This is a genomic window from Bradyrhizobium sp. P5_C11_2, from assembly GCF_054049755.1.
Genome location: NZ_JBFULT010000194.1, coordinates 1 through 12318, shown reverse-complemented (window position 1 = coordinate 12318; position 12318 = coordinate 1). Strand labels below are relative to the sequence as shown.

Genomic DNA, 12318 nt, shown 5'->3' with positions numbered 1-12318 from the left:
GGTGATCCGCGACGCCGCCGCGGCCGGCGCGCGTTCGGCCACCATCGTCACCTCGGGCTTCAGCGAGTTGCAGGATGAGGACAGCCAGAAGCTCGCCGCCGAACTGCAACAGGCGGTGCGCGACACCGGCCTCGCCGTCACCGGCCCGAACTGCCTCGGCAACTTAAGCGCGGGCGAAAAGCTCTTCACCAATATCGACGACCGCATCGTCACCATGGAGCAGGGCGCCGTGGCGATCGCCGGACAGTCCGGCGCCATCGTCATGGCGATCCGCCAGGCGCTGGAGGATCGCGGCGTCGGCGTCGGCTACATGGTGACGACCGGCAACGAGACCGGACTCGAGACGCCGGACCTGATGCGCTATTTCGCCGAGGATCCGAGCATCAAGGTGATCGTGGTTTATCTCGAAGGCGTGCGCAACACCAAGGCATTCCGTGACGCCTGCAAGGCCGCGCGTGCCGCGAGCAAGCCCGTGATCGCGCTCAAGCTCGGCTCATCCGAGGGCGGCCGCGCCGCGGCGATGGCGCATACCGGCGCGCTCGCCGGCTCGATCGAGACGTTCGACGCCATCGCGACCCGCGAGGGCGTGATCCGCGTGCGCGGGCTCGACGAGCTGATCGAGACCACCGAATGCTTCGTCCACGCCGCGGTGCCGAAAGGCGACAAGCTCGCCGCGGTCACGCTGTCCGGCGGCAAGCGCGGCATGCTGATCGACGCGTTCTACGCCGAGGGCTTGAACTTCGCGCCGCTCAGCCCGCATGTCAGCTCGGAGCTGGCGAAAATGCTCGGGCCCGGATCGATCGTCGGCAATCCGCTCGACGCCGGCTTTGCCGCGGTGGTCGATCCCTCCGTCTACATGAAGTCGATCAAGCTGATGATCGACGACCCCGATATCGACATCGTCATCGTCGATGCCGAGCTGCCGAAGGCGCCGCACGAGCTGCGCGAGCGTAACCTGCGCATCGTCGACGAGATGGCGAGCCGGGCCTCAAAGCCCGTGATCTACATCAGCGCGATGTCGATCGGCTTTACGGATTTCACCAAGGGCTTGCGCAAATCGCTGCCGCATCTGGCGGTGATGCAGGGCATGGACCGCGCGGTCACCGCGATCAAGTCCCTGCTCGACTATGCGAAATTGCGCAAGGAGGTGCCGGACATCGCCTCGGGCTCGAAGCCCGCCGCGCGCGCCGTGCTGGAGAAGACGCTGAAATCCGCGACCGGTGCCGCGCTCGACGAGGTGGCCTCGAAGACGCTTTTGAAGGCCTACGGCATCCCGGTCTCGAAGGAAGCGATCGCACAGACGGCCGCGCAGGCCGCTGAGATCGCCAGGCAGATCGGCTTTCCGGTGGTGGCAAAGGTCGTCAGCGCCGAGATCCTGCACAAGTCCGACATTGGCGGCGTGGTGTTGAACCTCAACAGCGCGGCCGAGGTGAAGAAGGCGTTCGCCGACATCACCGCGCGGGTGAAGAAGCTGAAGGGCAAGCCGAGGCTCGACGGCATCCTGATCGCGCAGCAGGTCAAGGCCGACCTCGAACTCGTGGTCGGCGCCTCGCTCGATGCCGAGATGGGTCCGGTCGTGCTGTTCGGCACCGGCGGCATCGACATCGAGCTGATGAAGGACGTGGCGCTTGCCGGCGCGCCGCTGGACGAGGCCGAGGCGCGGCTTTTGATCGGCCGCACCAAGGCCGGCGTCAAGATAGCCGGCTATCGCGGCAAGCCGGCGTTGCATGAGGCCTCCGCCGTGAAGGCGCTGGTCGGCCTGTCCAACCTGATCGCGGATGCCGGCGACCGGATCGCGTCGATCGACGTCAATCCGTTCCTGATCAACACCAGGACAGGCGTCGCCGTCGATGCTCTCATCGTGCTGAACAACGCCGCGGCGAAACACGCCGCCGGGCATTGAGTCCGTAGGGCGGATTAGCGCCAGCGTAATCCGCCAATTTGCACGGCGCATGCGGCAAGCAATGGCGGGTTACGCGGAGCCTGTCATCGGGCCGCGCATGGCGCGGAGGTGGCTAACCCGCCCTACTTAACATGACGGCCTCCTTCCAACTTCCCCGCTTTGGCCGTAGACTCAGCCTTATGGCACGCGCGAGCGATCTGGTGATCGGAACGGCGACGCTGGCGGTGATCGCCGTGGCGTTCGGCGGCCTGCTCGGCGTGCAGAAATGGCGCAGCATCCAGAGCCGCAGCCAGCTGCGCGTCGTCTTCGAAGGCGGTTCGGCCAGTGGCCTGCGCCGCGGCGGACCGGTCAATTTCGACGGCGTGCCGGCGGGCCAGATCCTGTCGATCAAGCTCGACAATCCCCGCAAGGTCGTGGCGCTCGTGATGCTCGACAACGCCGCGCCGATCCGCAAGGACACCGTGGCCGGCATCGAGTTCCAGGGGCTCACCGGCGTCGCCGCGGTCTCGCTGATCGGTGGCGCGCCCTCCGCCCCGCCGGTGCCGCTGGATGTGGACGGCATTCCGGTGCTGACCGCCGATCTGAGCGATGCCGAATCCATCGTCGACACCCTGCACAATGTCGACCGCACGATCGTCAGCAACGCACCCGCGATTCGGGACGGCCTGCGCACGTTCGAAAACTACACCGCCGACCTCAGGAGCAAGGGCGCCGAGATCGATACCGTCATGGCCAAGGTCGACACCGCCTTCGCTGGCTTCGACAAGGCGGTCACGAAGATCGAAGGCGTGGTGCCCGGCTTCGTCAACGGCAAGGCCGACGAGCTGTTCGCGAAGGTGCAGGGACTGCGCGAGCTCGCCGACACCATGAAGAAGAAATCGGCGAGCTTCCTCGAGGACGGCCGCAAGACCCTGCTCGACATCAGCGAGGCCGCCAACAAGATGAGCGGAACTCCCGTAGCTCCGCGCCCGCCGCGCAAGCCAACGCAGAAGAAGCAGTAAAGCCTACCACGCGTAGCGCACGAGGCCCTTGCCGGCGTAGGAACGGGTGACGTTCGAGAACTCGCCTTCGAAGGTCAGTGCGGCGGACCAGCCGTTCATCCAGTTCATTTGCACCGACGCCGTGGTCAGCGCGGAATCGCGCGCCTGTGCGGCGCCGTTCACGACGAACGCCGAGCCCGGCAACGTCTGGAAGACCGCACCGACGCTGCGGTCCGGATTGAAATCATGCGCCCAGGCGGCGCGGCCGCGCAGGGTCATCAGGCCTCCGGCCGCGGCGAAAGACCTGTCGGCGCGAAAGCCGAGCTCGGTGCGGGTGCTGGTCACGTCCTTGGCGGCATAATTGAGCGCGAAGGTGTTGTTGCCGACGACGGCGAACTCCGAATAGCTCGGCAGGCTGAACATGGTGGCCTGGAGCGCGGCATAGGGCGTGAGGCCGATCCACGGCGTCGCGTGACGATAACCGCCCTCGATCCGGCCTGAGACCGCGTTGGCGTTGAACTGCGCGCGCAACTGGTCGACGCCGGCAGCAGTGACGATGCGATTTGTCGTGACGTCCTGCCAGCCATAGGCGAGCGCAGCGGTGATATAGGCCGGCCCCGCCGTGTGACGCACGAAGGCGCCGGCCTGGAACAGGTCGGAGCGGCCCCAGCCGAGCCCGTTGACGTTGAATCCGGTGCCGCCGCCGGCCAACGCAAAGCCTGCGATCGTCGACGGCGAGAAGCGGTAGTCGAGGCCGACCGCCGTACCGTAGACGTTGCTGCTGGTGGTGTTGGAGCCAAGGCCAGCATTGCCGTCGGTGGTCTGCGAGCCACCGTAGCCGGCCGCCCACACGTCCCAGCGCTGCTCGAAACTCGCGGGCGGCGCCTTGCGGGAGATCGAGGCGAAGGCGTCGCGCGTGGTCCTGTCACGCGCGCTCTTGCCAGCCGCAGCATAGGCGCTCGCGTCGTCCACATACGGCGTCGCGCCGGGTGCACCGCTGCGCCCCGAGCCGAACACGTCGGTCAGCAGATTGATGAACATGTTCATCGCCTCGAACGTCGTCTGCTGAGAACCCGTCGCCGATTCGCCGGAAGCCTGCGTCAGACCGACCGGCGAGAGATTGGCGAGCGCCACGGGAAGGCTACCGGTGCTGTTGAAATAATTCGTCAGCACGTTGGCGACGTTCTGCTGGTTGATGTTGAGACCGCCGCTATAGCCCAGCGCGAGGTCGAGGTAGACGTTGTGGAGATCGTAGCTGAGCGTCGCGTGCAGGTTCGACGACAGACCCGCAACGACCGGATTGAACGCATCGGGAAGCGTGCCTGCGTTCAGGATCGTGTAGTGCTTTGCAATCGAGCCGGTCGGAACGACCACAACCGTGGCAGCACCGAGCGTCGCCGTTCCGGTCACGACCGCAAGGCCGCTGCTGGCGCCCGAGACTTGCACCATGTAGCTCGACGCCGTCGTGAACGTGAGGTCGCCCGCGACATTCAGCGTCCCGGTCGGATTGCCCGGCGCCAGCGTGCCGCCGTTGACGGAGACGTTGCCGACCGTGCCGACACCGCCGAACGTACCGCCCGCGGCAACGGTCACATTGCCGTTGATGGTGCCGGCGAGCAGGAGCGTGCCGCCGAGCACGTTCCAGTCCTGATTTCCGGTGCCCGTCACCGTCCAGATCGAGCTGCCGACCTTGTTGAAGGTCGTGAACCCGTCATATTGGAGCAAGGGACCGATCAGGCTGAGATCGAATGTGTCCTTGCCCGTACCGCCGAGCTGGAATGTATCGGTGCCTGCACCAAGCACGAGGCCGTTGATGATGCTGCCGGGCCCGAGCGTCAGCGTGTTCGGGCCGCAGTTGCAGAACTCGATCGCGGCGAGGCCGGTCGCGGCGTTGATGGTTCCCGAGTTGAACACGCTGCCGCCGCCATCCACGCTGATGCCGACACCGTTGGCCCCGACGGTGATGGTGCCGGTATTGACGACCTGATTGGTGGTCGAGGACGTGAACACGGAGATACCGATGCCTGAGGCGCCGACGGAGATCGTGCCGCCGTTGGTGATGACGTTGTCGTCGCCGAACACCGCAATGCCCGAGGTGAAATCGCCAGCCGTGATCCGGCCGTTGTTGGTGATCGTGGAGGACGAGCCGGAAAAACCAATGCCGAAACTTCCCCCCAGACCGACGTCGATCGTTCCGTTCTGGGTGATGACGGCCCGATCACCTTGCACTGAAATGCCCGCCGCCCCGCTGTCGCCGACCGTGATCGAACCGCCATTGGTCACCCTGGCGTCGTCGCCCGTGACGGCAATGCCGACGCCGACGTCGGTTGCCTTGATGTCGCCGAAATTGTTCGCGGTTTGAAAGGCACCTTGCATGAAGATGCCGGCGGCATTCTGCCCGACCGAGATCCTGCCGGTGGCCGTGTTGGTGACCGTGTTGTTGTCACTGATCGCGATAATGCCGCCGGAGAAGCCCGTGGAATCGCCAACCGTGATCGCGCCTGCATTGGTCACGGTCGCGCCGCCGAACGACGCGTAGATTCCGATCGCATCATCGAGGCCGGTGATCGTGCCCGTCACGGCATTGGTGATCGTGTTGTTCTGGACCGCGAAGATGCCCGCGCCCTGCGCGCCGACCGACAGCGCACCGCTGTTGGTGACGGTGTTGTTATCGCCGACCCGGATCGCGGCGCCGCCGTCCCCGGCGGTGATCGTCCCGGCATTGGCGATGATGTTGTGATCGAGCCCGAAGATGCCGAAGCCATTGCCGAGCACCGTGATGGTGCCGTTGTTGGTCACGGTATTCGAGTTGCCGACGCCGATGCCGATCAGGCCCGAGGCTGCCGACAGCGTTCCGTTGTTGGTGACGGTGCTGGAATCGTTGACGCCGATCGAGACCGTGCCGTTGTCGTTCACGGTCGCGCCCGACAGCACGTTGACGGTGAGGCTGTCGACGCCGGCGCCGGCCTGGAATCCGTTGGCATCGTCGCTACAGGTGACGGTCTGGCCGCTCGCGGCAGGATCGGGGACGCACTGCGCGCTGGCCGATGTCGTCGCAAGGCCAAGGCCGAACACAATCGTCAGGATTGCCGACGCGCCGACGGACGGCACGGCGCCGCCCCGGCGCAGGCGACCCTGCCGCCTCCATAGCCCCTCGCCCCTCACGTCACACGATCCCCATTCCCGCAGTCCGCCGGGAACTTAGGCCATGAGGATGCCCCGTAAAACTACGCTCCGCCGGAATGTGTCTCTTTGGCGCACAACCAAAGCAGAATCCCGCGGCCATGTTGCAACCGGGCCACGGTTTCCAAGTGCAAAACTCCCATTTTGCGCATGATGCGGCTCACGCCTCAGTAATTGGTGGCGGCCGCCTCGTTCGGGATACCGTCGATCGGGCACTCGTCAGTCCCCGGGGTCGAGCGGGTCATCGCCTCGACCATGTCCCGCGTGCCTTCGGGATCGGCGATCCAGTTCTTGTAGAAATCATACGGGCAAGCCGCGACGCCGCGCGGGCTTTCGCCGGAATTGATCATGCCGGTATAGCCGCGGTGGACCAGCTTGTAGAGGTGGTTCTGCGACTGACCGTTGCGGCGCGCATCGCGGATCAGATGTTTCGAGAGCTGCGCGTACTGGATGCCGTAGTCCTCCTCGCCGCACTCACCGAGGGTGCGGCCGTCGAAGCCGATGATCGCGGAGTGGCCGAAATAGGAATAGACCCCGTCAAAGCCGGCGGCGTTGGCGACCGCGACATAGACATTGTTGGCCCAGGCCATGGCCTTGGAGATCAGGATCTGCTGTTCCTTGGCCGGATACATGTAGCCCTGGCAACGCACGATCAGCTCGGCGCCCTTCATGGCGCAGTCGCGCCAGATCTCCGGAAAATTGCCATCGTCGCAGATGATCAGGCTGACCTTCATCCCCTTCGGGCCGTCGGAGACGTAGGTGCAGTTGCCGGGATACCAGCCCTCGATCGGCACCCATGGCATGATCTTGCGGTACTTCTGCACGATCTCACCCTTGTCGTTCATCAGGATCAGGGTGTTGTAGGGCGCCTTGTGCGGATGCTCCTCGTGGCGCTCGCCGGTCAGCGAGAACACGCCCCACACTTTCGCCTTGCGGCAGGCCTCGGCGAAGATCGCGGTCTCTTCACCGGGCACGGCGGATGCGGTCTCGTACATCTCCTTGGAGTCGTACATGATCCCTTGCGTGGAATATTCCGGGAAGATCACGAGGTCCATGCCGGGCAGACCGGCCTTCATGCCCACCAGCATATCGGCGATCTTGCGGGCGTTGTCGAGCACCTCGGCCTTGGTGTGCAGTCGGGGCATCTTGTAGTTCACCACTGCAACGCCGACGGTGTCGTTGCTGCTGGAAATATCGCCGTGAAGCATGTCGAGCGCTCCTGTATTTTATTCGCTTGATGTTGGCGCGTGGCGTTAATGGCTGATCATCCAGGGCCGCGCGGTCGGGAAACCCTTGGCGCCGCTTTTGGTCTTGGTCATCAGCCGCGCGGGCTTCTTCCTGTCCGACGAGTTTTTGTCCTTGACGGTCTTGCCCGACGAGCAGCAGCCGCAGCCGGGGCCGTGCGAGGCCTTGTATTGCGCGAGCGTCTGCGGCGCGTGCGAGCTGCGTTCGTTGACGGCGTGCGCCTTGCGCGTCTCCGACGGCATGCAGAAGAAGTTCGGCGCGGTCAGGATCACCCGCGGCGCCATCGTCTCGCAGTGCGGACAGCTTTGCGGATCGTCGCATTCCGCCATCGGGCGCAGATCCTTGAACGGTCCGCAATCGTCACAGAGATATTCATAGACCGGCATCGCATTATCCCTACGCTGTTGCCTGTTTCGAGAGATCCCGCGGCGGATGCGGGGCGGCAGTGAGACGCCGTCCCGCACCCCGTCGCGCAGGGATTACTTGTCCGGCGAGATCGGCATCTGGATATCGCCGGTGATGTGCTTGATCGGACCTGCCGCCGACGGCATCACGTCGAAGTCGAAGATCTCCGTCGGCAGCCACAGCGTGGCGCAGGCGTTGGGCACGTCGACCACGCCGGAGATGTGGCCCTGGCACGGCGCGGTGCCGAGGATCGAATAGGCCTGGGCGCCGGAGTAGCCGAACTTCTTCAGATACTCGATCGCGTTCAGGCAGGCCTGGCGATAGGCGATGTGGACGTCGAGATAATGCTGCTTGCCGGCTTCGTYGACCGAGATGCCTTCGAAGATCAGGTAGTCCTTGTAGTTCGGCGTGATCGGCGACGGCTTGAAGATCGGGTTCTTGATGCCGTACTTCGCCATGCCGTCCTTGATCACCTCGACCTTCAGATGCAGCCAGCCGGCCATCTCGATGGCGCCGCAGAAGGTGATCTCACCATCGCCCTGGCTGAAGTGCAGATCGCCCATCGAGAGACCGGCGCCGGGGACATAGACCGGGAAGTAGATCTTCGAGCCGCGCGACAGGTCCTTGATGTCGCAATTGCCGCCGTGCTCGCGCGGCGGAACCGTACGCGCGCCTTCGGCGCCGATCTTGGCCTTGACGTCGCCCTTGGCGCGGCCGCCATGCGCGGTCGGCGCGAATGGCGGGTTGGCAAGGCCGGGCACGCGGGTCGGATTGGTCGAGATCAGCTCGGCCTCGCGCTTGTTCCACATGTCCAGCATCTTCGGATCGGGCAGACAGCCGATCAGGCCGGGATGAATGAGGCCCGCGAAGTTGACGCCGGGGACGTGGCGCGACGAGGTATAGAGGCCCTTGATGTCCCAGATCGATTTCTGCGCCAGCGGGAAGTGGTCGGTCAGGAAGCCGCCGCCGTTCTGCTTGGAGAAGAAGCCGTTGAAGCCCCACAGGCTCTCCTTCATCGGGCCGACGTCGAGCAGGTCGACCACCAGGAGATCGCCGGGCTCGGCGCCCTTGACGCCGATCGGGCCAGACAGGAAGTGCACGATCGACAAATCGATGTCGCGCACGTCATCGGCGGAATCGTTGTTCTTGATGAAGCCGCCGGTCCAGTCATAGGTCTCGATGATGAAGTCGTCGCCGGGATTGACCCAGGCCACGATCGGGATGTCGGGGTGCCAGCGGTTGTGCACCATGTCATTTTCGTAAGCCGACTTGGTGAGATCGACCTTGATCAGTGTCTCTGGCATCGAGATGCTCCCCTTTTACACGGTTGGTTAGACGGACAGATATTTCGAGACCTGCGCGGCATCGACGCTGTCGCGCGGATCGTCGCGGACGATCTCGCCGTTCTCGATCACCAGCACGCGGTCGGCGATATCGAGCGCGAAGCTCAGGACCTGCTCGGACACGACGATCGACAGGCCTTTCTCGTCGCGGATGCGCTTCAGGGTGCGCGCCATGTCCTTGATGATCGAGGGCTGGATACCCTCGGTCGGCTCGTCCAGCAGCAGCACCTTCGGCTTGGTCGCGAGCGCACGCGCGATCGCGAGCTGCTGCTGCTGGCCGCCGGACAGATTGCCGCCGCGGCGGCCCTTCATCTCCAGCAGCACCGGGAACAATTCGTAGATGTCGGCAGGCACCTCGGTCCCGCCGGAAACGACGAGGCCGGTCTCTATGTTCTCTTTCACCGTCATGGTCGAGAAGATCATGCGCCCCTGCGGCACATAGGCGAGGCCCTTGGCCACTCGCTCGTAGCTCGGCAGATTGCCGAGCTCGGCACCGTCCATGCTGACCGAGCCGCTCTTGGCGGGCAGGATGCCCATCAGCGACTTCATCAGCGTGGTCTTGCCCATGCCGTTGCGGCCCATGATCGCGACGATCTCGTTGCCCGCGACCTTGACGTTGAGCCCGTGCAGCACCTCGCTCTGGCCGTAGGCGACGTGAAGATCGGAAATTGCCAGCATCACACGCTCCTTAATGGCCGAGATACACTTCGATGACCTTGGGGTCGTTCTTCACCTTCTCCATGGTCCCTTCCGAGAGGATCTGGCCCTGGTGGAGCACGGTGACCTTGTGGGCGATGTCCTCGACGAACTTCATGTCGTGCTCGATCACCAGCACCGAACGGTTCTTGATGATGCGGTTGAGCAGCTCGGCGGTCTTGGCGCGCTCGGACACGCTCATGCCGGCGACGGGCTCATCCAGCATCAAGAGGTCCGGGTCCTGGATCAGCAGCATGCCGATCTCGAGCCATTGCTTCTGGCCGTGGCTGAGCAGATCGGCGTTCACGTTCAGCCGGTCCTTCAGGAAGATCATCTCGGCGACTTCGTGCACCCGGTCGCGCACGGCGGCGTCGCGGGTGAAGGTCAGCGCACCGAACACCGAGCGGCCGCGCGGATAGGAGATCTCCAGATTCTCGAACACCGTGAGATCGTCGTAGATCGACGGGTTCTGGAATTTGCGGCCGACACCGGTCTTGACGATCTCGTTTTCCCTCATCCGCGTCAGCTCCTTGCCGCGGAACTGGATCGAGCCGGACGTTGCTTTGGTCTTGCCGCAGATCAGGTCGAGCACGGTGGTCTTGCCGGCGCCGTTCGGACCGATGATGACGCGGATCTCGTTCTCGTCGACATAGAAGGAGAGATCGTTGACCGCCTTGAAGCCGTCGAACGACACCGTCAGCGCCTCGACCGCGAGCAGGAATTCCTTGGGCTGATGACCGACGAGCATGATCTATCTCCTCACTGCCAGCGTGGCATCGGCATCGGGGTGACCTAAGAGCATGATGATCTCCTCACTCCGCCGGGGCGCCGTCGGCGACCGAGCTGTCGGTCCAGCCGGCCGGTTTCGGCTTGCGTGACGCGATCAGGCGATCGATGCGCGGCTGCACATAGTCGCCCCAGATCCCGGCAAGACCGTTCGGGAAGGCCAGGACCACGGCGATGAACAATCCGCCGAGGCCGAACAGCCACAATTCGGGAAAGGTTTCCGACAGGCTGGTCTTGGCGAAATTGACCAGCAGCGTGCCGTAGATCGCGCCCAGGATCGACAACCGGCCGCCGACCGCGGTGTAGATCACCATTTCAATCGACGGCACGATGCCGACGAAGGACGGTGACATGAAGCCGACATTGAGCGCGAACATGGCGCCGCCGATCGCGGCGAACACGGCCGCGATGCAGAAGGCGAAGATCTTGAAATTCGCGACGCTGTAGCCGGAGAAGCGGACCCGGTCCTCCTTCTCGCGCATCGCGACCAGGATGCGCCCGAGCTTGGAGTGCCGGACGAACTGCGCGATCATGATGCAGGCGAACAGCAGACCAACCTCGAAGAAGTACAGCACGATCTTGGCGTGATCGGGCCGGATGTCCCACCCCTTCAGCGTCCGCAGATCGGTCATGCCGTTGATGCCACCGGTGTAACCCTGCTGTCCGACGATCAGGATGGTGAGGATGGCCGCGACCGCCTGGGTGATGATGGCGAAGTAGGTGCCGCCGACGCGGCGCTTGAACATTGCCGTGCCGATAATCCAGGCGAAGATGCCGGGCACCAGGATGATGGCGGCGATCGTGAAGGTGAGGCTGTTGAAGGGCTTCCAGAACAACGGCAGCGAGGTGATCTGATTCCAGTCCATGAAATCGGGAATGCCGGGGGTCGACTGGATCTTGGTGTTCTCCACGCTCGACGCCTCGAGCTTGAGGAACATCGCCATGCAGTAGCCGCCGAGCCCGAAGAACACGCCCTGGCCGAGACTGAGAATGCCGCCATAGCCCCAGCAGATCACCAGCCCCAGCGCGACGAAGGCATAGGTCAGGTATTTCGCGACCAGATTGAGCCTGAAGACATCGAGCGTGAGCGGAAGGATCACCACCAGGAAGACTGCGAGCAACAGAATTCCGATGAGCTCCGATCGATTGAAGAACCGATTGTCGGTCATTGCATCAGCCTTCCGTTTCTCACTTGCGGACCTTGAGGGCGAACAGCCCCTGCGGCCGCAGCATCAGGATTCCGACAACGGCGAGCAGCGTCAGCACCTTGGCCATCGAGCCCGACATGAAGAACTCGAGGGTGGATTGGGTCTGCGAGATCGAGAAGGCCGAGGCGATGGTGCCGAGCAGGCTCGCCGCGCCGCCGAACACGACCACCAGGAACGTGTCGACGATGTAGAGCTGTCCGGACGTGGGCCCGGTCGAGCCGATCATGGTGAAGGCGCTGCCGGCGATTCCCGCGATGCCGCAGCCGAGGCCGTAAGTATAGCGATCGACTTTTTCGGTGTTGATGCCGACGGCGCCGGCCATGATGCGGTTCTGCACCACCGCGCGCACCTGGCGGCCCCAGCGCGATTTGTACATCACATAGGCAACGGAGATGGTGATCAGCACGGTGAGGCACATCACGAAGACGCCGTTGATCGGCACTTCGATGCTGTCGGTGACGTGCAGCGACCCGAGCATCCACTGCGGCAGCTCGACGCCGACCTCGCGCGCGCCGAACACGGAACGATAGGCCTGCTGCAGCATCAGGCTCAGGCCCCAGGTGGCAAGC

At 64.2% G+C, this 12318-nt stretch carries 10 protein-coding genes; 2 read left to right on the top strand and 8 right to left on the bottom strand.

Annotated elements, in window-relative coordinates; genetic code table 11:
• Nucleotides 1-1903 (top strand): acetate--CoA ligase family protein (locus ACXJL8_RS19275; protein WP_456685415.1); only part of this gene is annotated, 1903 nt, incomplete at its 5' end.
• A 179-nt stretch (nucleotides 1904-2082) separates the two neighbouring features.
• Entirely contained in the window at nucleotides 2083-2904 is an 822-nt protein-coding gene (locus tag ACXJL8_RS19270) for an MlaD family protein (protein ID WP_456619477.1), read from the top strand.
• 3 nt (nucleotides 2905-2907) lie between these two features.
• Here the strand turns inward: ACXJL8_RS19270 and ACXJL8_RS19265 are convergent, their stop codons facing one another.
• The 8 genes from ACXJL8_RS19265 to urtB all read right to left on the bottom strand — a co-directional run.
• On the bottom strand, nucleotides 2908-5994 hold the full coding sequence (locus ACXJL8_RS19265; RefSeq protein ID WP_456619476.1) for an autotransporter outer membrane beta-barrel domain-containing protein: 3087 nt from the start codon (nucleotides 5992-5994) through the stop codon (nucleotides 2908-2910).
• Nucleotides 5995-6233: 239 nt separating this feature from the next.
• Entirely contained in the window at nucleotides 6234-7274 is a 1041-nt protein-coding gene (locus ACXJL8_RS19260) for an aliphatic amidase (RefSeq protein ID WP_456619475.1), read from the bottom strand.
• Between the two features lie 45 nt (nucleotides 7275-7319).
• Nucleotides 7320-7697, bottom strand: coding sequence for an FmdB family zinc ribbon protein (locus ACXJL8_RS19255; protein ID WP_456619474.1), 378 nt, complete (start codon nucleotides 7695-7697; stop codon nucleotides 7320-7322).
• 93 nt (nucleotides 7698-7790) lie between these two features.
• Entirely contained in the window at nucleotides 7791-9020 is a 1230-nt protein-coding gene (fmdA, locus tag ACXJL8_RS19250) for a formamidase (protein ID WP_456685414.1), read from the bottom strand.
• A gap of 27 nt (nucleotides 9021-9047) precedes the next feature.
• Nucleotides 9048-9737, bottom strand: coding sequence for an urea ABC transporter ATP-binding subunit UrtE (gene urtE / locus ACXJL8_RS19245; RefSeq protein WP_456619473.1), 690 nt, complete (start codon nucleotides 9735-9737; stop codon nucleotides 9048-9050).
• A gap of 10 nt (nucleotides 9738-9747) precedes the next feature.
• Complete coding sequence (gene urtD / locus ACXJL8_RS19240; protein ID WP_456619472.1) at nucleotides 9748-10503, bottom strand: urea ABC transporter ATP-binding protein UrtD; 756 nt, start codon at nucleotides 10501-10503, stop codon at nucleotides 9748-9750.
• 64 nt (nucleotides 10504-10567) lie between these two features.
• Nucleotides 10568-11710 (bottom strand): urea ABC transporter permease subunit UrtC, encoded by a 1143-nt coding sequence (gene urtC, locus ACXJL8_RS19235; RefSeq protein ID WP_456619471.1) that lies wholly within the window; start codon nucleotides 11708-11710, stop codon nucleotides 10568-10570.
• A 19-nt stretch (nucleotides 11711-11729) separates the two neighbouring features.
• Nucleotides 11730-12318 (bottom strand): urea ABC transporter permease subunit UrtB (gene urtB / locus ACXJL8_RS19230; protein ID WP_456685413.1); only part of this gene is annotated, 589 nt, incomplete at its 5' end.